This window comes from Halovivax asiaticus JCM 14624 (assembly GCF_000337515.1).
GTDB classification, from domain to species: Archaea; Halobacteriota; Halobacteria; order Halobacteriales; family Natrialbaceae; genus Halovivax; species Halovivax asiaticus.
This window is the reverse complement of record NZ_AOIQ01000021.1, coordinates 314,413-332,064: the sequence shown is the minus strand read 5'-3', so window position 1 is coordinate 332,064 and position 17,652 is coordinate 314,413. Positions and strand designations below refer to the sequence as shown.

Here is a 17,652-nt window from a genome sequence, read left to right as displayed (position 1 = left end):
ACTAATCTGGGCTGAATATGGAAGGTGCTAACAACCACGATGCTTCCAGGCGCAGTTTCCTGAAGGCGACCGGGGCTGCAACTGTTGCGGCAACGTCGATGGGATCACTCGCTGGCTGTCTCAGCAACAACTCCGATGGAGACGGTAGCGGCGATGGCACGCTTCGCTACGGTCGAAGTGCCCACTCCGGGACGCTCGATCCGCAGAACACCACGAGCGGGGAAGTCGCGAAGGTCACGAACCAAATTTACGACGGGTTGCTCAACTTCGCGCCGGGCGAGGCGACGTTGCAAAAGTCGCTCGCGACGGACTGGTCGATGGACGGGGAAAGCGTGACGCTCACCCTCCGCGAGAACGCCAAGTTCGACGACGGAACGGACTTCACCGCGGATGACTTCGTCGCGACGTACCGTCGGTTCGTCGATGAAGACTACGAATACTACTTCGAGAACGCCTCGGTGTACGCCGGCATCACGCTGGGGAGCTGGATCGACTCGATCGAAGCCGACGGCGACTACGGGCTGAACATTACGCTCACACAGCCGTACGCACCGTTCTTCCGGAACCTCGCGATGTTCTGCGTCGCCGTCCTCTCGAAGGACGACATCGAGAGCGGGTTCGACTTCAACAAGGACGCGAACGGAACCGGTCCGTTCCAGCTCGACAATCTCGACGACGCTGCCAAAGTCGTCCATCTTACGCCGAACGACAACTACTGGGGAGACGCACCCAAGGTCGACGAACTGCAGTTCCAGACGATCGGTGAGAACGCACAGCGTGCACAGTCACTGACCCAGGACGAACTGGAGATCATCGACACGCTCAATCCGAGCAGCATCGATATCGTCGAGGGCTCGGACGCGGCCGACGTCGTCACCGAGACCGGGATCAACATCGGGTACATGTCGTTCAACATGTCCCGGGTCGAGGCGTTCCGCGACCGGCGCGTCCGCCGGGCCATCAGCCTCGCCGTCGACACGCAGTCCATCGTCGAGGAAGTCTACTCCGGGATCGCCGACCAGGCCAGCCAGCCGTGCCCGCCGGCCCTCTTCGGACACGACGACGGCATCGATCCGTACGCCCACGACCCCGACGAGGCCCAATCGCTGCTCGAGGACGCCGGCTACGGCGACGGACTCTCGTTCGAACTGACGACGTTCCAGAACTCCCGCGGGTACAACCCCGATCCGTCTGGGACGGCCCAGACGATTCGAACGAACCTCAGCGACATCGGTGTCGAGGTGGAGATCGACGATCGACCGTTCGACGACTACCTTACCTACACCAGCGAAGGCAAACACGACGCCTCGCTCGCCGGCTGGTACACCGACAACGCCGACCCGGACAACTTCTACTACGCCCTCCTCCACCCGCAGGTGGAGTCGCCGGACGGGCAGGATTGGGTCGACTGGGGCACCGAAGGATTCAACACCTCGAACCGGAGCGCCTGGGCCAACCAGGACTTCATGGACCTCGTCGAAGAAGGCCAGCAGACCAGCGAGGAGTCGGAGCGCCAGAGCCTCTATCACGAGGCCGCACAGATCGCTCACGACGAGGCGCCGTGGATGTACATCGACTACGCACAGGAGATCCGCGGCGTCAGTACGCGGGTAAGCGGCTACACCGTGTCGGCCATCGGCGGCCCGCACCTCCACCTGGTCTCGGTCGAGTAAGTCTCGATCGACGACTGCTTTTTCGGGGCGCGTCGTACGGTTCCGGGATAGGAACATTTTAGCGTTTCCAACTCTGCCGTATGTGTAATGATATCGAAGCGCTTCGTCGCGAAGCGACTCCTGTTGCTCGTGCCGGTGCTGTTCGGCGTGGCAACGCTCGTCTTCGCGATTTTGCAACTCTCACCCGGCGATCCGGCGGTCACCATCGCCGGAGAACGGGCCGATCGAGCGGACATCATCGAGATCAGACACCGACTCGGCCTGAACGAACCGCTCTGGGAACAGTACGTGCAGTTCCTCTGGGATACGGTCAATCTGGACTTCGGCGAATCGTTCAAAATCCAGCCAGGGACGCCTGTGACGGATATTCTGGCAGACCGACTGCCGATCACCATCGAACTGGCGTTCCTCGGACTGTTCTCCGGACTCCTGTTCGGCCTCCCCATCGGCATCCTGAGCGCCGTCAAACAGGACACCTGGACCGATCACCTCTCGCGGATCGGGGCGCTCGGCGGCATCAGCGTGCCGATTTACTGGAGTGGCCCGCTGCTCATCATGTTCTTCTCGATCTATCTGGGTATCTTCCCGATAAGCGGCCGGATCGGGGATTTCGATATCCAAGCGCGAACGGGCATGATCCTGATCGATACGCTCCTCGTCGGTCGGTTCGACGCGTTCCTCTCGGCCGTGAAGCACCTGTTCCTGCCGGTCGTGGTGCTCGGCATCTACTCGATGGCGTTTATCTCCCGCATGATGCGCTCGTCGATGCTCGAAGTCATCCGACAGGACTACATGCGAACTGCCCGCGCCAAGGGGCAAGGCTCGAAGATCACGATCCTGAAACACGGCCTCCGGAACGCCTTCATCCCCGTCATCACCATCATCGGTATCCAGTTCGGGTCCATGCTCGGTGGCTCCGTCCTCACGGAGACCGTCTTCAGCATCAACGGAATCGGAACGCTCCTCGTCGAGGCGATCAACAAGAGTGATTACCCCGTCGTCCAGGCGACGGTACTCGTCTTCGCCGCGATGTACACCATCGTCAACCTCGTCGTCGACATCACGTACTCGATGCTCGACCCACGAATCAACCAATGAGCACGACAACAACCACCCAATCGTCGGCCGCAGAGCGGAGTTTTATCGACCGATTACGAGCCAGCAAGTTCCTCACCGAGCTGTTCGCGAACCGGCTCGCCGTCTTCGGGCTCTCGCTGATCGTCGGAATGGTCCTCATCGCGATCTTTGCCCGATTGACGTACGACCTCGATGCGCTCACCCGGACGCAACTGAGTACGAACCCGACATTAGAATCGCCGACCGCGGAGTTCTGGTTCGGGACCGACAAGCTTGGCCGGGACATCTTCCCGCGCGTCCTCTACGGAGCCTGGTTCGCCCTGAAGTACGGGACGGTCGCCGTGCTCGCGTCCACCGTCCTCGGTATCGCCGCCGGAACGGTCGCCGCATACTACAGCGACATCACGGACAACGTCATCATGCGAACGATGGACATCCTGCTCTCGTTCCCGGCGTTGCTGCTGGCGCTCGCCCTGATCACCATCTTCCCGGAGTCGTGGGGTCTCTGGCGGGCGGTCGCGGCGCTCACGCTGGTCTACACGCCCCGGTTCGCACGGGTCGTCCGCGGCGCCGCGCTGAAGGTCCTCGAAGACGAGTACATCGATGCGACGGAGGCCCTCGGCGCGAACGACGCCCGCGTGCTCGTGCGTCACGTTATCCCGAACTGTCTCGCACCCATCACGGTCCAGTCGACGCTCAACTTCGGACTGGCGATCATCGACATCGCCGCGCTCTCGTTCCTCGGCTTCGGTGCGAGCCCCGGCGATCCGTCGTGGGGGATGATGCTGAACGAAGGGGTGAAAGATGGCCTCTATCTCGATCCCAGCGCCTGGTGGTGGTCGTTTTTCCCCGGCCTGTTCCTGGCGCTGACGGTCCTCGGCTTCAACCTGCTCGGCGACGGCATGCGTGACGCGCTCGACCCCCGTATGCGAGAGACGGTCTGAGACGACGAATGGCCGAAGATCGTTCAACCCCGACCGACACCGCCGACCCGGGCATCTTCGATCCCGCGCATCTGCGGTATCTCACAAAAGCCGCCACGCGCTGGATCGCCGTCGGCGCAGGTATCGGTGCCGTGAGCTCGGTCGGTCTCCTGCTCGTCACGACGCCGAAAGGGGCGACCGATACGTCGTTCGCCCTCGGCGCGCTCCTCCTCGGATTCGGCGTCATGGCCTGGTCGATGGCGGTCGGTCTCGGCGAGACGATCAACGGCGTCCGACGGCACCTCGGCGGCGACTCGGGCTGGACCGAACGCGGCGCTCGGGAGGCGTTTTTCGTCCTCTCGTGGACGGGCGCAGGGTGGGTGCTCACCGCGGCGCTTACCTCGATCGCCCTCGGTGTCGGATAAGGCCCGCGTGCAGGGCCGCGACGCGACGCCGGATCAGTCCGTTTCGAACACCTTCTCGCCGTGCAACACGCCCGTACAGTTAAGGCAATCCGGGCCTGATCCAGCAATATGGCCGCTCACGGCCGTCCCGCCCTACGGGATCTCTTCGACGAGTCGCCGACACCGCACATCGCCCACCATCCCCGGACCCACCACCGGGACTTCTACGTCGCCTCCGACGGATCGTTCCGGAGCGACCGCGGCGGGCTCGGCGCGGTGATCGAGACGCGAGACGGTGCCCGCGTGGCCCGGGTCTCGCGACCGGACTCCCCGCCGGACAACAACGTCGCCGAGTTCCGGGCGCTTCACCTCGGCCTGGACGTACTCGCCGCCAGAGCGCCACCGAACGCGAGCGTCGGTATCCTCGTCGACCACGACGAACTCGCGAGCAACGTCAACAGCGCCATCCTCGCCGCGCGGCACCCGGACGGACGCGCACCGCGACCGTTCTCCGTTCCAGCCGCGAGCCGGAATCACTGGCGCGGCATTCGGGCCAGACTCACCGGGTTCGGCGACGTCAGAGCCGCTCGCATCGATAGCGACGACAACCCGGCCCACCCGCTCGCCAACGCCCCCGACCAGTACCGCCACGTCAACCGCGAACCGCTTCGCTGCGTTCGCCCGGATCCCGTCGAGTCGACGACGAACGGCTACCTCCCGCCGTCACGTGCGAACCGAAACGTGAGTCGATAGCGGATATCGATTTACTCGCGACGACCGGTGCAACGATTCCGGCCGTCGCCACCGTCGGTCCGACAAAAACGGTTGCCAGCGGCTCGTAACGATCGAACACACGGTTCCCCAACGATCGTCAGTTCGCGTCCGATAGCTCCTGTAGAACGCCCCACGCCGGGTCCGTTCCTGGGTGCGAGACCGGCGTCCCGTCGATCGTGACGACGCTATCGCCTGTCACGACACCGATATCGGTCACGGGTGTGTTTCGCGACGTCAGTGCCGAGCGCACGGAGTCGACGCTCGCAGACGGAACGGAAAGAAGGAGCGTCCCGCGTGAGGAGACCTGCCAGGGATCGAGATCGACGACGTCACAGACCGCCTCGACGGCCGCGTCCACGACGAACCGGTCGGTCGAGATCGTCATCCCGACATCAGCCGTCGTCGCCATCTCGACCAGGGCGCCCTGAACGCCGCATTCGGTCGCGTCGTGCATCGCAGAGACGGCGGCCGCCTCACTCGCAGCCAGCGCGTCCCGGACGAGGGTCGTCCGATCCAGGTGCGACTGGGCCCGCCGAAGTCCGTCCGATGAAACGTCCAGCGCGTCCGGAAACAGGGTCGCGAACAATCCCGTCACCTCACGAGCCAGCCCCTTCGTCAGGAGGATCCGATCGCCGGGCTGGGCACCATCGGGTCGAACGACGTCCGCCGCCGAACCCAGTCCCAGCGCCGTGGCGCCGCCGATCAGGGGATAGCTTCCGCCATCGCGGTGGGTGTGTCCCGAGACGATATCGACGTTGAGGCGTTCACACTCGTCGCTGATACCCGTCCAGAAGCGGACAAACTCGGTCTCGGTCATCGACGGCGGGAGCGTGAGCGTCACGACCAAGTGGGACGGAGCGAGACCGCTGACTGCCACGTCCGAGAGTGCGCCGTGGATCCCGAGTCGACCAGCACGTTCGAATCCCAGCGCCGGCAGGACCGAGAGGGGGTCACTGGCGACGACGAGCTGCCCTCGGTCACCGTCGATCAGGCCGAAATCCATCCCATACGCAGGACCGATGCTGGTGGACTGACGGTCGGCGCCGAGCGACGAGGCGATCGTGGCCTCGAAAAACTCGCGGTCGATGCGACCGGCGTCAGTCATCGGATTGCCTCGCAGTATTGGATTCGAACGGATCGAAACACGTCCACGCGGTCGAGATCGAGTAGGGCAGTCGCCGAGGACACCATCGTGCAAGCCACCGAGTATCGTGAAAGCTGCCCACGGTGTAGCCGGGCATCGACGATCGAGAACGTCGTACGGGCGTTCGAGTACGTCCCGCTACACTCGTATCGACCGACCGCACGATACCGGGGCACACTCCGATCGCTATCGGTCAAACACACGGGTATTTCGTCGGATGGCTGCAACAAAAATAAGCACACTCACTCCGGCCGGATAGCGAGTGACGTCGAAGGGCCCGGTGACCTACCGATCCGCAGCCTGTCTATACACTCGTCGGACGAGTCGGTCCGTCCCGATTCGGGACAGCCACCAGCCAGCCGCGGCGCCCAGACAGCCGCCGAACGCGACCACGCCGTCGACGTTTCCGCCCGTTACGATCAGTGCGGCGACCCCGAGGACGGCAGCCGTTCCGAGCGCCCGTCGCGGTTCACCCGCTAAGGTGACGCCGGCGACGACGAGGAATCCGACCGCGATGGCGACCGACGCGACCACGTCGGCCAGATAGTGCACGCCGAGGACGAGTCGGGAGACGGCGACCAGCCCGACGATCGTCGACGCGACGAGGAGGCGCATCCGGCGCGACCCGGTTCGACCCCAGATCGCCAGCGCCCCCCACAGCAGCGCCGCAGCCATCGTGTGTCCGCTCGGGAAGCCGTGCCCGTGCCGACCGATCGCCTGCAACTCGGTGGGAGGACGATCGGCAGCCACGACGGTCTTCAGGATCAGGGTGAACGCGAGGCCACCGAGAACGACGCCGACGAGGAACGCCGTCCGATCGGAGACGAGGCGCTCGCGTGAATCGCGTCGTCCCCGCCGGATGTCGACGAGCACCGCGACGGCGAGCCCACCGACGATGACCGCGAGGTCGCCGAGCAGCGTCACCGCGTCGGCGAGCGGCACGAGCCACTCGGGGGCCGACTCGCGGAGCAAGCGCGTCACACCAACGTCTCTGAGCGAAGTCACGGCTGCTGGGTCGATACTCATCGTGGAGCTACTTATGTGTCGCTCCGTCCAGACGAGCCGACGCGCGCTGCCATCGGAGAAAGTGGCCACCTGCTGTTAGAAACGATGAATTTGTCGAGAGGTACTGGAACAAAACACTACACGTCACGCCGTTCGATCGCAATATTTTCAAAACTGGGCAAATCAGATGGGAAACCTTTACTCTCCTCTCTGAGTAGCCGCGCCTGACCACGATGTCATCAGGGTCGACAGATGGGCAGGGCGACACGGGTGGAATCGCCGCGTACTTCGACTTCGACGAGTACGGAACTGACTTGCGGACCGAGACCATCGCCGGGTTGACGACGTTCCTCGCGATGGCCTACATAATCGTCGTTAATCCGTCGATCATCGCGCCGGCAATAATGGGCGAGTATCCCGATGCAATCGAGCCCGGGATGACGACGACTATCAACGGAGAGACCTTCGCCTACGGCGAGGTGGTGCAGATGCTCACTGTCGTGACTATCCTCGCGTCGGTGATCGCGATACTCGTAATGGCGTTGTACGCCAACCGGCCGTTCGGCCTTGCGCCGGGGATGGGGCTGAACGCCTTCTTTACGTTTACTGTCGTACTCTTGCTGGGCGTTCCGTGGCAAGTTGCGCTGGCTGCGGTGTTCGTCGAAGGGATCGTCTTCATCGTCCTCACTGCCGTCGGCGCCCGTCGGTACATTATCGAACTGTTCCCGGAACCAGTGAAATTCGCAGTCGGTGCCGGGATCGGGGTTTTCCTCCTCTTTCTCGGATTCCAGGAGATACAGGTCGTCACCGGTGATCCCGAGACACTCGTCACGCTCGGGAACGTGCTCCAGTCGCCAGTTGCCGCGGCAGGTCTCGCTGGCCTCGTTCTGACACTATTGCTGTACGCTCGCGGGATCACCGGGTCGATCGTTATCGGCATCCTGCTAACTACCGTGGGCGCCTGGCTCGCGACCTTCGCCGGCCTCGTCGAGCGCGGGACCATCACGCCGACCGAGGAGGAGGTCGTGACGAGCGTGCAGTACGACTTCACGCCGCTCGTCTACGAGTTCGTCGACGGCCTCGGGATGATTTCCGAGGACCCGCTCGTCTTCGCACTCGTCGTTTTCACCTTCTTCTTCGTCGACTTCTTTGACACCGCCGGGACGCTTATCGGCGTCTCGCAGATCGGTGGCTTCCTCGACGAGGAGGGAGATCTTCCGGACATCGACAAACCGCTGATGGCGGACGCCGTGGGAACGACTGCCGGCGCCGCTATGGGAACCTCGACCGTGACAACATACATCGAATCCTCGGCGGGAGTCGAGGAAGGCGGCCGGACCGGCTTCACCGCACTCGTTGTCGGCGCACTATTCGCACTCTCGTTGGTTCTAGTCCCAGTCGTCACGGCAATTCCTACGTTCGCCACGTACATCGCTCTCGTCGTCGTCGGGATCATCATGCTCCAGGGCGTCGCCGACATCGACTGGCAGGACTCAGCTTGGGCAATCCCCGCCGGCCTCACGATCACCGTCATGCCACTGACGACGTCGATCGCCAACGGACTCGCCGCCGGGATTATCAGCTACCCGCTCGTGAAATCTGCAAAAGGTGAGGCCCGTGACGTCTCGATCGGACAGTGGATACTCGCGGTTGCAGTCGTCGCCTACTACGGTGTCTATTTCGCGGTGCAAGCCGGCGACGTTACCTTCACGCTGTAGGCGAAGCAACGCTCTACGATGACGTTTTCGAATTATTTCGGATGGATAACCGACGCGCTCTTTCCCGTCGCGGTCCTGGGTCACGTATGGCCGACATCACGTACTACGAACTCCCCGGCTGTCCGTTCTGCGCGAAAGTCCGTACCAAGCTTGACGAGCTCGGACTGGACTACGAGACGATCGAAGTGCCCGCCGCGCATCACGAGCGCACACGCGTGCAGGAGGTCAGCGGCCAGACCGGCGTGCCAGTGATCACCGACGAGGCCCACGATGTCGTCGGCATGCCCGAGAGCAGCGACATCGTCGCGTACTTGGAGAAAACCTACGGCGACGCGTGAGAGCGACGCGAGGGGCGTGTATTGGCGGTGCTACTGCCAACGAACGAGCAGCAGTTCTCTGAGGAGAACAACGAGGGCAGGAAAGGGAAACTTGAGTGGATTCAGTTGGGGAACGTATTCCTGTTCAATCAGGAGGGAACCTCACCGACCGTACAGCGCGTAGATCATGACGAGAAACCCGGCGCCGATCAGGAGGCTCTCGACGAGCAATCCAGCGGTGAGGCCGATACCGACGATGTGGTGTAAGAAGCCGACCAGCGTCGTTCCCACCGTGATGACGAGGAGCCCGACCGCAAAGTACTGGAGGCCGTCCATTCCCGTCTGGCGGTACGCTCGGTAGGCGAGCAGCGCGACCGTACTGCCGAGGACGAGCAGGCCGACCTTTACGACGACGAGGAGTGACTGGAGCATCGTCATTGAGAATCTACCCCAGAGGTGTCGGTGCTGGCAGCATCGTCGGTGGGACCGCCGTCGGCACCATCATCGCTCGCTTCGTCACCAACAGCATCATCGTCGCCGTCGGACGACGATTTCATCCCGGCCCAGAACGCCGCCATGCGATCGGTCGGATCCGCGGGCGGTCGCTCGATTGCCAGGGCGAACTCGTCATCGTCGTCGATCTCGATCGAGATCGCCGTGACGTCTCGCTCGTACAGCGTGGCGTTCGGGCCGTCACATCTGATCTCGGTGCACTCGGTCACCAGCGCGGCCTCACTGAGTTGCTCCAGTTTGCGATAGAGCGTCGACCGGGGCAGTCCGCTCTCCTCACACAACTCGGCTGCTGACTTCGGCCGGTGAAGACACGCGAGGAGAGCGCGGCAGTCCGCGTCCTCGATCGTCGTGAGGACGGCCTCGAGCGATGGCGTCCGATCGGTCTCGTCTGATCCGCCGGTCATCGATCGAGCGGGGTCTCCCTGGCGTGATGCGAACGGGGACCAGCGGTCCCAGCCGGTGGGTGTTTCAGTCATGTGGGCCGTCACCAGTCGGTGGTCAGTAGGCGATACCTCGCACTCGGTCGGGTTGGGTCCATCGATGTCGATCCGATCCGAATCAGCCCCCGCAGACCGGGAGCCGATCGAATCCGTGACCCCGACGTCCGTGCTCGTCAGAACCGAGGGTGGCGACCCCTAAAGGGCGCCGGTCGAATCCCAGTCCGCTGGACAACCCCCTCGGAACGAGCGCCCCAGCCATGACTGAACCGGAGCGGACGCAGAGATGCGATAGACGGCCGTCTCACCTAGTTTCGGATGGGAACCGACGAAAATCGGTGCAGGCCGGTCGGCTTCCTCAGTGGCTAGAGCGCTTCTTCCGGTTCCGCGCGCTCGCGGATCACGGCCCGAAGCTCGTCGGCGTCGTCCATCGCTTCGAGTTCGTCGCGCTCGACAAGTGCGGTCCCATCGACGGACTCCCGGGAGGCGTCGTCGACGACGTAGACCGAGCGCGTCCGGGCGACGTGACCGATCGAGGACATGATCTTGGCCCGTTTCTTCGCGGCCTTCGTAAAGGTCGAGTGGCCCGTTAGCACGGGTTCTTCGTTCCGATCTTCCTCGGTACTGACGGCCTTGAACGGGGAGCGGGTCGTCGGGTGAACGGTGAACCCGGTTCGAACGAGCGTCGCGACTAGATCGGCATCGTTCGGATCGGCTTCCGGATCGTCGGGTGTCGGTTCGTCGTCGTGAACGTCGTCTTCGTCGTCGAGGACGTCGACCGGGTGGGTCAGATCGCCTTCGAAGAGTTCTTCGAGCGCCATCGCGACCTCGACCGAGGCGTTCATCCCGTCTTCGTACTTCGAGACAGTCCGGCGCGAGACGCCGAGTTCCGACGCGAGCCGGCCGAGACTCCAGTCGCGTTGCTTGCGCTCGTCCGCGAGTAGGTCGCCGTCGATATTGACGTACAGGCCGCCGGGCGCCGCGTAGATCAGCGGCGGAACCCCTTCGATGAAGAGGTTGTAGGCCGTGTCCGGGCTGAAGACCGGAACGCCGTGACGGAAGTAGACGACGTCAGGTTTCAGATCCTCGTCGCGGCTGCGAAGCCCGATGACGAACGGCGTCGCGCCGAGGTGGGCACCGAGACGGCGCATCTCGAGTCCGGTTGCCTCGTTGAACGCGTCGATGTTCCCGAGGATCTTGACGAGGATGAGGTCGTTTCCACGGCGTGCTGCGACGTCGAAACTCTTCGGTCGGATCGCACACCGGTCACTCACCACGAACCCGGCGTCCGAGAGCATCGCGGTGACGTTTCCAACCAGTGCAGACCGAGACATGGTGTGATCTAGCTATTCACCGTATATATGCTTTTCCCGTATGTCACCGCCCCGGCTTGCGTTTTCTGATCGAGACAGCGGGATCGGTTTTACTATTCAAAGATATTACCGACTATATTTATAGAAAGTGACCCCCAGGGAGAGACGGCCGTTCGCCGATGTTCGGAACGGTATCTGGATGCCCCCATTCCCACAGTCCGAAACGCGTACCACTGCCCACACCAAGGGGGTGTATATGACGATCGTCGGGCTGGACGACACCGACTCCCGCGAACGAGGGATGTGTACCACCTACGTCGCCAGTCGGATCGCGTCGCAATTGCGCAAGCACGGCACCGTCGATCGACTCCTGCTGATCCGACTCAATCCCGCCGTCGAGTACAAAACGCGGGGCAACGCAGCGATCGCGATTCACACCGACGTCGATCCCGAGGCGGCGCTTCAAATCGCCGAAGACCGGCTCGACGAGTTGGCGATCACCGCCGACGACCGAACGAATCCCGGGCTCGTCGTCACCGAATCGACGGCCTCGGATACCCACGAGGGTGTGAGCGACACGGTGGCGACGTTTTCACGACGGGCAATTCACGAACAGCTCTCGATCGACGACGCCAGGACGGTCCTCGGCGAGACGAGCTACCGACACCGGGGCTGGGGGAACGGCCGTGGCCGCATCGGTGCACTCGCGGCCGTCGGTGCCTGGCGCGCGTTCGACGAGTGGACCGTCGAACACATCACCTACCGGGAGCCGACGCGATGGGGAACACCACGGGATGTGCACCCGGAATCGCTTCGAACCGCTGCAGAACGGGCGTACCCGGCCGTCTGGGACACGATCGACCGGGGGACCGGCGAACTCGTCTGCGTACCACGGACGCCGGGGCCGGTACTGGCCGGCATCCGAGGCGACGAGGCAGCCGCCGTCGACGACGTCGTCGCGAGTCTCGAGGGCGAACCGATCGCGAGCAGCGAGCGATTCCTGACCAATCAAGGAACCGATGCCCACCTCCAGGCCGGCCGCCTCGGATCGCTGGAAAATGGGCACGCCTACACCGTCGATGGAATCGTGACGAGTGAGCCCGAAACACGACGTGGCGGGCACGTCTTCGTCACCATCGCCGCCGGCTGGGACGACCCATCGCCGGGGGATACCACCGGCGAACACACAACAGACCCGGACGAGCACGATCCTCCCGAGTACGAACGAACCTGCGTCGCGTTCGAACCGACGAAGCGATTCCGCGACCACGTCCGGGCACTTCGGCCGGGCGACCGCGTGACCGTCTGCGGCGAAGTCGCGCGCGGAACGCTCAAACTCGAGAAGTTCGCCGTCCGGGAACTCCGTCGGGAGCAGACGGTCACGCCAACCTGCCCGTCGTGCGAGCGAACAATGAAGAGCGCCGGACGCGATCAGGGATACCGCTGTCGCGACTGCGGGACGTCGACGCCCACTCGCGATCGAGTATCGATCGACCGGGACCTCGAACTGGGCTGGTACGAGGTGCCGCCACGGGCACGCCGTCACATCGCGAAGCCGCTGGTCCGTGGCGGCTTCGACGCGCCCACGCATCCCGAGCGCTGACCGATACCCGGACAGCGTTACGATTCGATCTGAGAACGCAGCCGGACGATTCGATCGACACCGGTACGTTCAACACGATAATGGCTCAAGAATGGATTCGAAGAGACGGACTCAAGATTGGATTCGAGTGAGTAACGACACCTCGTCCCACCTGACCCCTTTGCCAGCCGGTCCCTCGCCGTCGAGTTCCAGATAGCCGGGTTCGAAGCCAGTGACCTCGCCTTCGACTGTGGGCGATTCGGAGACGCTATGGCCCATCGTGTCGGCCGTGTGCACCTCGACGAGCACACCTTCGTCGACGAAGTCGCGAACGAGGGACGCCGCGGTCTGCCCGTCGGTATCGGGCGGAATTTCGAGTTCGGTCACACGCACCGGTACGCGGTGCGAGGTGAAAATGGAACAGGACACCGGTCCCTACGCGTGACAGTCACGACAATATCCGCAGTCAGTCGCTAGGGAACTCGTCGGGAATCTCTTCGACGCAGCCGGCTTGCATGACCGATCGAATGTGGTAGTCCTTTTCGGCCGGGTCGTCGGTCGCCAGCGCCAGTTCGAGGTGTGTCCGACACGATTCGGAGAGTTGACTGAGCCGTCGCATTGTGACACGCGAGAACACCTCGGTTGGTTACAAAACCGTTTCTACGATTTACTGGCTGAGTTAGTGGTAATGTCCCATTTCCCCACCTCACAGGCACCAATTTCGGCTCACGGCAGCGGTGTCTGAAACACGAGCCACGGTAGTCCGCAGGCGAGGGCCGGACAGCGGTTGTCGAGCCCCCTATCGGCACCGACAGCTCCGTTCCCTCGCCGTCTTTCAGTGTGTACGACCACGTGTTAGGCTTACTGGCCCGATTGAGAATTTCGCCGCATCTCCACCCGATTTCAGTCTGCAGTAGCAACTGCTTACCCTGGGTCCGAGAAGTGGATTTTCGGCCTGTAGCGGACGCTTAGAGAGTAGCGATGACTGCTTTCAGAAGTTCGAGTGGGACCGCCGAGGTCAGCGAGACCGGTCCGACGCGGACCGATCTCTGGAGTGATAGTCGAAGGCTGTGCGATCGTCGTCTGGGTGATGGTCGTCGTCATTGATTGTCCTCGTCGAGTTTGTTCAGGTGCTGTCGTCGTGAGGCGCCACGGACCAGCTTCTCCGGCTGGTCGTAGACGCCCTGAATCAGGTCCTCTCCGGAGTTGGCCTTGTCCGAGAGGTCGGAGACGGGCCAGCCCCGATCTCGGTGCCAGGTGATCGAGCCGGTCCGCATCTTGTGGGGACTCCGCGAGCTGGGACACTTCGATCCGTGACCGTGCTCGCGAGCTTCGCAAGTCTCCGGATCCCGATCGTGGGGACACGGACCGCCGAACTCGCAGGGTTGCGTGATCACGTAGATCCAGTTCCGCATGGCCGACTTCGATAGCCGTCCGTTGCCCTTCCGAGACGACAGTAGGGGCTCGCGGCCGTGTTCATCGCGCTGGTCCGCTCGGTTGACGTCGATGTAGTCCTGAACGACATCGGCGACCCAGTCGGCGACGTTGATGACGCGCTCGCCCTCGATCTCGTTCTTCAGGCGCGTATCGGTCTCGGGACGATGTCGCGGGAAGATGAACGGGAGGCTCGCGTCCTCGAGGATCTGTTCGACGACGCTCGGCGAGTAATCTTCCTCGAGGTAGGTCCGTAGCCGCTCGCGATCGTCGTCGTCCCGGTAGACGTCCTCAACATCGAGCGAGTAGATCGTCCCGATTCGGGCGCCAGTCCGCCAGAGCAACAGGAACAGGACGTGATCCCGTGACGCGTAGCGGTATCTCTCGAGGTTATCGAGAATCGTGTGCGCACGCTTCGCGATCAGCTTCTCGGTGTTCACCCGATCCTCTTTCGAGAGATCCGGAACGTCGAGCGAGGCAACGACCTCCTCACTGACGGCGTTGAGGTCGATGCAGTAGCGCAGGAACTGTTTCAGCGTGCCGAACTGGTTGTTGATCGTCTGGCGTTTGAGGTCGGCGCCGCGACGACTTCCTTCGAACTCCTTGATTTTGCGCGTCGTCAGCTGATCGAGTGACGTGATGCCCTCGTTGGCGCAGAACTCGAGGAACGGCTTCACTCGATACCGGTAGGACTCGATCGTCGAGTCAGCCCGATCGAGTTGCTCGGTCCAGAGTTCGAACGCCTTCGTCGGCGCCGTCGGCTCGAGGTCTTCGTCGTCGAGGCGCGCGACGATCTCGTCGGCGAGCTCGTCAAGGCGATCGTCCGAACTCACCGTTCGACCTCCTCGACGATTTCCGCGGCGAGCTCGTCCTCGCAGTCCTCGCACGTCGTGACCGTGCCGTTCGGGTTGCGAACGCGAACCTGTCGAACGCGCCCGCGTGTAGTCCCGCAGTTCTGGCAACACGGCTGCGCTGGCTGCTGGACGCTCATGATCGGGCCTCCGTGGTGGTTCCGCAGTCGGGGCAGCGATCGATCGACGGCGGGCGACCGACGTAGCCGAGACCGTGGCAGGTCTGACAACCGGCGTCCGGACTCCAGGCCTCGCTCATCGGACGATCTCCTCCGTTCGGATGTCCGCCAGTTGCTGCTCGCGATCGCAGCGACAGTCGTCACAGATCGATGGCTGGCTCTGCTCGTCGACCGGGCGATCGGGCTTGAATCGCAGGTGCGCCGGAGTCTCACAGTCGGCACACTGACCGATCACCGTCATGGGTCGGCCTCCTTGAACTCGACAGTCGATCCGCACTCGCCACAGGTCCCGTCGGCGACCGGGACGGCGAACGCCTCGCAGGACGGACACCAGGGGACGGTCTCGGCGTCCTCGACCGCGGTGTCGACGTCGTGTTGGCTGGCCTCGTCGGTCCCGCCGTCAGTGACGAGGCGATCATCGTCATCCTCGAGCGCGTCCGCGATCCGCTCGAGTTGGAGCGCGATCTGCTGTTGGGCTTCAGCGCTCGCCATCTCCGGACCATCCTGGCCGGGATCGTACGTGAACCTCATCGCAGCGCCCTCCGTTCGCGGCGCTCGGCTCTGCGATAGTCGACACCGATCGACGCCGCGCAGCTCGAACAGACGTGGCCCTCGGGCGAGATCTGCGTCGCCGGGTTCGTACAGCCGCCCAGTTCGCACTGTTGGGGTTCGAAATCGTTCATCGGGTCACCTCGAAATTGTTCGCGAATTGGTCGATAGCGGTACGTTCAAACCGTTTGCGCTGATTTGGAAACATGGTCTCATTGTTGTGGGACCGCGGACACGCGGCCGGGCGCTGATCCTGTCCAGGGTAGTGCGCCCGGCGGGGCGTCCGTCGGCTATCCTGTGGTCGGTACTGTCGTCCGATAAGTGTCGGAGTCCGCTTTCCGGAATTTCCGAAAGCGGTTCGTCGTGCGGAGGTTTCAAGACCCCGCGGGTTGCGTCGTCGCATGGTTCTTGGAACAGAGGACCACCCGAGACCCGCGCGCCAACGCGGATCCGATCACCTTCCTTCCTGTCTCGACTCGCGCCGAGTCCCGAGTGTCCTCTACGAACTCGTGAGAATCACAAGAACTTAAATCTATGCAACAGAACTCGCACCAGGGACAAATAACATGCATTCAATCAGAATATCGGAGAGTCTAAGAAAGCGTCATAGCAAAGCGGGGGTATGCGCCCCAGGGTACCGTGGATGAACGAAGTTGACGACGCTATCCTCGAATTTCTCGATGGGGCCGACGTCGACAACCAGCCAATTGCACTGAAGCCTGGGGCCGTTCACTACAACCTCGTGGAAGAGTTCGAAATGGTGGATAAGAGCCTGAGTACGTTCTCCCGGAAAATGGCCCGTCTGGCGGAGAACGGATATCTCGAAAAAGCCGAGGAAGGGAAGGGATCTCCGTACAAGATCACCGAGAAGGGCCGAGCCTACCTCGCGGGCGATCTCGACGCCGACGATCTCGAGTAGTCAGACGCCGATCGCGTCCGTCGCGTCGCGAGAGAGAATCACGTTCTTTTCGGAAACCGAAACCGATCCACCGGAAACGTTCTCGATCAGTGCGGCCAGTTCGCGGAGGTAGCCATCGCCGCGCTCCTCGCGAAATCGCAGGATGTCGTTGTGCTCGTTCGCTCGATTCTCGAGATAGCACAACACGAACGTCTCCCGCACGGCAGTCGGAGCGCCGTCGAGATACACCGGGAGCGTGACGCGTTGATCTCCCTTCGATCCGACCGGCGCCCCGAGAGCGGCCAGCACGCGCCCCAGAATCGACCCGTGCTCGGTAGGGCGAGCCTCGTCGGTCCGCCCCTCGCGATCGTCGACGACTTCGTAGCCGATGCCGACCGCCTCGAGCCCGTCGACGATGTGCAGTTGGCGCCGGTTCGGATCCAGGGCGAACGCTGGGACGTAGGTCTCCGACGCGATCGATCCACTCGAAAACACGTTCGCGACCAGCGCGTTCAGCGCGTCGAAAGTCGCGTGCCCGTAACTGATCTCGATCCAGTTGTGCCGACGCGCGACGTCGATTGCTCGCGCCGCGTCGGGCGCCCCGCCGTCGAGCCACGTCCGTATCCGGCTTCGCGGGAGATCGAGGGCACTCGCCACCGCGCTCGAGCCCTTGTTCGGGTGGCGGCTCTTGTAGTCCATCACGTCCCAGTACTGCTCGACGATCGGCCAGGGGTCGTCGTAGTAGCCGCCGTCGTAGGTGCGCGCGAGATCGGCAGGCGTCACGATCGCGTCGTCGGTCATCGTTTGGACTCACGGGCCGAGTCGCCCAAAACGGTTATGGGCGTTCACGCTGGGCCACAG

Annotated in this window: 23 protein-coding genes; 9 read left to right on the top strand and 14 right to left on the bottom strand. The window is 63.2% G+C overall.

The window, feature by feature from the left end:
• The first annotated feature begins 17 nt into the window (after positions 1-17).
• The 5 genes from C479_RS14230 (at position 18) to C479_RS14210 (ending at position 4,830) form a co-directional block, all read left to right on the top strand.
• A complete protein-coding gene (locus C479_RS14230) occupies positions 18-1,673 on the top strand; it encodes an ABC transporter substrate-binding protein (protein WP_049907354.1) in 1,656 nt (551 codons plus the stop codon).
• An 87-nt stretch (positions 1,674-1,760) separates the two neighbouring features.
• A complete protein-coding gene (locus C479_RS14225; protein WP_007703994.1) occupies positions 1,761-2,771 on the top strand; it encodes an ABC transporter permease in 1,011 nt (336 codons plus the stop codon).
• A complete protein-coding gene (locus C479_RS14220) occupies positions 2,768-3,694 on the top strand; it encodes an ABC transporter permease (RefSeq protein ID WP_007703991.1) in 927 nt (308 codons plus the stop codon). Before C479_RS14225 ends, C479_RS14220 begins: the two co-directional genes overlap by 4 nt.
• Before the next feature lie 8 nt (positions 3,695-3,702).
• Entirely contained in the window at positions 3,703-4,098 is a 396-nt protein-coding gene (locus C479_RS14215; RefSeq protein ID WP_007703989.1) for a DUF7268 family protein, read from the top strand.
• Positions 4,099-4,206: 108 nt separating this feature from the next.
• Positions 4,207-4,830 carry a hypothetical protein gene (locus tag C479_RS14210; protein WP_007703988.1) on the top strand — a complete coding sequence of 208 codons (624 nt, stop codon included), beginning with the start codon at positions 4,207-4,209 and terminating at the stop codon, positions 4,828-4,830.
• Positions 4,831-4,948: 118 nt separating this feature from the next.
• Here the strand turns inward: C479_RS14210 and C479_RS14205 are convergent, their stop codons facing one another.
• Together C479_RS14205 and C479_RS14195 are read right to left on the bottom strand one after the other, a co-directional pair.
• Positions 4,949-5,956: an AIR synthase-related protein gene (locus C479_RS14205; protein ID WP_007703982.1), complete on the bottom strand. Its 1,008-nt coding sequence runs from the start codon at positions 5,954-5,956 to the stop codon at positions 4,949-4,951.
• A 324-nt stretch (positions 5,957-6,280) separates the two neighbouring features.
• A complete protein-coding gene (locus C479_RS14195; RefSeq protein WP_049907352.1) occupies positions 6,281-7,021 on the bottom strand; it encodes a phosphatase PAP2 family protein in 741 nt (246 codons plus the stop codon).
• 212 nt (positions 7,022-7,233) lie between these two features.
• Here C479_RS14195 and C479_RS14190 point away from each other — a divergent pair, with 212 nt between their 5' ends.
• Positions 7,234-8,718 carry an NCS2 family permease gene (locus C479_RS14190; RefSeq protein WP_007703976.1) on the top strand — a complete coding sequence of 495 codons (1,485 nt, stop codon included), beginning with the start codon at positions 7,234-7,236 and terminating at the stop codon, positions 8,716-8,718.
• Positions 8,719-8,804: 86 nt separating this feature from the next.
• Entirely contained in the window at positions 8,805-9,056 is a 252-nt protein-coding gene (locus C479_RS14185; RefSeq protein WP_007703975.1) for a glutaredoxin family protein, read from the top strand.
• Positions 9,057-9,197: 141 nt separating this feature from the next.
• Here C479_RS14185 and C479_RS14180 read toward each other — a convergent pair whose 3' ends face one another.
• The 3 genes from C479_RS14180 to C479_RS14170 form a co-directional block, all read right to left on the bottom strand.
• Positions 9,198-9,473 carry a DUF7521 family protein gene (locus C479_RS14180; RefSeq protein WP_007703974.1) on the bottom strand — a complete coding sequence of 92 codons (276 nt, stop codon included), beginning with the start codon at positions 9,471-9,473 and terminating at the stop codon, positions 9,198-9,200.
• Positions 9,470-10,024, bottom strand: a complete 555-nt coding sequence (locus C479_RS14175; protein ID WP_241430196.1) for a winged helix-turn-helix domain-containing protein — start codon at positions 10,022-10,024, stop codon at positions 9,470-9,472. Before C479_RS14175 ends, C479_RS14180 begins: the two co-directional genes overlap by 4 nt.
• Before the next feature lie 326 nt (positions 10,025-10,350).
• Positions 10,351-11,319: a transcriptional regulator gene (locus C479_RS14170; protein ID WP_007703969.1), complete on the bottom strand. Its 969-nt coding sequence runs from the start codon at positions 11,317-11,319 to the stop codon at positions 10,351-10,353.
• Positions 11,320-11,554: 235 nt separating this feature from the next.
• Between C479_RS14170 and C479_RS14165 the strand changes: the two genes are divergently transcribed.
• Positions 11,555-12,901, top strand: coding sequence for a tRNA(Ile)(2)-agmatinylcytidine synthase (locus C479_RS14165; RefSeq protein WP_007703966.1), 1,347 nt, complete (start codon positions 11,555-11,557; stop codon positions 12,899-12,901).
• A gap of 111 nt (positions 12,902-13,012) precedes the next feature.
• Here C479_RS14165 and C479_RS14160 read toward each other — a convergent pair whose 3' ends face one another.
• The 8 genes from C479_RS14160 to C479_RS16320 form a co-directional block, all read right to left on the bottom strand.
• Complete coding sequence (locus tag C479_RS14160) at positions 13,013-13,267, bottom strand: hypothetical protein (RefSeq protein ID WP_007703961.1); 255 nt, start codon at positions 13,265-13,267, stop codon at positions 13,013-13,015.
• Between the two features lie 79 nt (positions 13,268-13,346).
• On the bottom strand, positions 13,347-13,499 hold the full coding sequence (locus tag C479_RS16600; RefSeq protein ID WP_007703959.1) for a hypothetical protein: 153 nt from the start codon (positions 13,497-13,499) through the stop codon (positions 13,347-13,349).
• A 481-nt stretch (positions 13,500-13,980) separates the two neighbouring features.
• Positions 13,981-15,147, bottom strand: coding sequence for a tyrosine-type recombinase/integrase (locus C479_RS14155; RefSeq protein ID WP_007703956.1), 1,167 nt, complete (start codon positions 15,145-15,147; stop codon positions 13,981-13,983).
• A complete protein-coding gene (locus C479_RS16330) occupies positions 15,144-15,305 on the bottom strand; it encodes a hypothetical protein (RefSeq protein WP_161607182.1) in 162 nt (53 codons plus the stop codon). The genes C479_RS14155 and C479_RS16330 overlap by 4 nt, the downstream gene beginning before the upstream one ends.
• Positions 15,302-15,424, bottom strand: coding sequence for a hypothetical protein (locus C479_RS16950; RefSeq protein ID WP_275039668.1), 123 nt, complete (start codon positions 15,422-15,424; stop codon positions 15,302-15,304). Before C479_RS16950 ends, C479_RS16330 begins: the two co-directional genes overlap by 4 nt.
• The gene (locus C479_RS16325; RefSeq protein WP_161607181.1) at positions 15,421-15,585 is read right to left on the bottom strand and encodes a hypothetical protein; all 165 of its coding nucleotides are present in this window, start codon (positions 15,583-15,585) and stop codon (positions 15,421-15,423) included. The genes C479_RS16950 and C479_RS16325 overlap by 4 nt, the downstream gene beginning before the upstream one ends.
• Complete coding sequence (locus tag C479_RS14150) at positions 15,582-15,875, bottom strand: hypothetical protein (protein WP_007703955.1); 294 nt, start codon at positions 15,873-15,875, stop codon at positions 15,582-15,584. Before C479_RS14150 ends, C479_RS16325 begins: the two co-directional genes overlap by 4 nt.
• Positions 15,872-16,027: a hypothetical protein gene (locus C479_RS16320; RefSeq protein ID WP_161607180.1), complete on the bottom strand. Its 156-nt coding sequence runs from the start codon at positions 16,025-16,027 to the stop codon at positions 15,872-15,874. The genes C479_RS14150 and C479_RS16320 overlap by 4 nt, the downstream gene beginning before the upstream one ends.
• Before the next feature lie 488 nt (positions 16,028-16,515).
• Here C479_RS16320 and C479_RS14145 point away from each other — a divergent pair, with 488 nt between their 5' ends.
• Complete coding sequence (locus C479_RS14145; RefSeq protein ID WP_193788377.1) at positions 16,516-16,812, top strand: transcriptional regulator; 297 nt, start codon at positions 16,516-16,518, stop codon at positions 16,810-16,812.
• On the opposite strand, the gene C479_RS14140 is transcribed toward C479_RS14145, so the two are convergent.
• The gene (locus tag C479_RS14140; protein WP_007703951.1) at positions 16,813-17,592 is read right to left on the bottom strand and encodes a hypothetical protein; all 780 of its coding nucleotides are present in this window, start codon (positions 17,590-17,592) and stop codon (positions 16,813-16,815) included.
• Positions 17,593-17,652 lie beyond the last annotated feature (60 nt).

Excerpts from the sequence above, each read along its gene's own strand:
- C479_RS14230 (WP_049907354.1), top strand. The coding sequence starts at position 18 with ATGGAAGGTGCTAACAACCACGATGCTTCCAGGCGCAGTTTCCTGAAG.
- C479_RS14225 (WP_007703994.1), top strand. The coding sequence starts at position 1,761 with ATGATATCGAAGCGCTTCGTCGCGAAGCGACTCCTGTTGCTCGTGCCG.
- C479_RS14220 (WP_007703991.1), top strand. The coding sequence starts at position 2,768 with ATGAGCACGACAACAACCACCCAATCGTCGGCCGCAGAGCGGAGTTTT.
- C479_RS14215 (WP_007703989.1), top strand. The coding sequence starts at position 3,703 with ATGGCCGAAGATCGTTCAACCCCGACCGACACCGCCGACCCGGGCATC.
- C479_RS14210 (WP_007703988.1), top strand. The coding sequence starts at position 4,207 with ATGGCCGCTCACGGCCGTCCCGCCCTACGGGATCTCTTCGACGAGTCG.
- C479_RS14205 (WP_007703982.1), bottom strand. The coding sequence starts at position 5,956 with ATGACTGACGCCGGTCGCATCGACCGCGAGTTTTTCGAGGCCACGATC.
- C479_RS14195 (WP_049907352.1), bottom strand. The coding sequence starts at position 7,021 with ATGAGTATCGACCCAGCAGCCGTGACTTCGCTCAGAGACGTTGGTGTG.
- C479_RS14190 (WP_007703976.1), top strand. The coding sequence starts at position 7,234 with ATGTCATCAGGGTCGACAGATGGGCAGGGCGACACGGGTGGAATCGCC.
- C479_RS14185 (WP_007703975.1), top strand. The coding sequence starts at position 8,805 with ATGGCCGACATCACGTACTACGAACTCCCCGGCTGTCCGTTCTGCGCG.
- C479_RS14180 (WP_007703974.1), bottom strand. The coding sequence starts at position 9,473 with ATGACGATGCTCCAGTCACTCCTCGTCGTCGTAAAGGTCGGCCTGCTC.
- C479_RS14175 (WP_241430196.1), bottom strand. The coding sequence starts at position 10,024 with ATGACTGAAACACCCACCGGCTGGGACCGCTGGTCCCCGTTCGCATCA.
- C479_RS14170 (WP_007703969.1), bottom strand. The coding sequence starts at position 11,319 with ATGTCTCGGTCTGCACTGGTTGGAAACGTCACCGCGATGCTCTCGGAC.
- C479_RS14165 (WP_007703966.1), top strand. The coding sequence starts at position 11,555 with ATGACGATCGTCGGGCTGGACGACACCGACTCCCGCGAACGAGGGATG.
- C479_RS16600 (WP_007703959.1), bottom strand. The coding sequence starts at position 13,499 with ATGCGACGGCTCAGTCAACTCTCCGAATCGTGTCGGACACACCTCGAA.
- C479_RS16330 (WP_161607182.1), bottom strand. The coding sequence starts at position 15,305 with ATGAGCGTCCAGCAGCCAGCGCAGCCGTGTTGCCAGAACTGCGGGACT.
- C479_RS16950 (WP_275039668.1), bottom strand. The coding sequence starts at position 15,424 with ATGAGCGAGGCCTGGAGTCCGGACGCCGGTTGTCAGACCTGCCACGGT.
- C479_RS16325 (WP_161607181.1), bottom strand. The coding sequence starts at position 15,585 with ATGACGGTGATCGGTCAGTGTGCCGACTGTGAGACTCCGGCGCACCTG.
- C479_RS14150 (WP_007703955.1), bottom strand. The coding sequence starts at position 15,875 with ATGAGGTTCACGTACGATCCCGGCCAGGATGGTCCGGAGATGGCGAGC.
- C479_RS16320 (WP_161607180.1), bottom strand. The coding sequence starts at position 16,027 with ATGAACGATTTCGAACCCCAACAGTGCGAACTGGGCGGCTGTACGAAC.
- C479_RS14145 (WP_193788377.1), top strand. The coding sequence starts at position 16,516 with ATGCGCCCCAGGGTACCGTGGATGAACGAAGTTGACGACGCTATCCTC.
- C479_RS14140 (WP_007703951.1), bottom strand. The coding sequence starts at position 17,592 with ATGACCGACGACGCGATCGTGACGCCTGCCGATCTCGCGCGCACCTAC.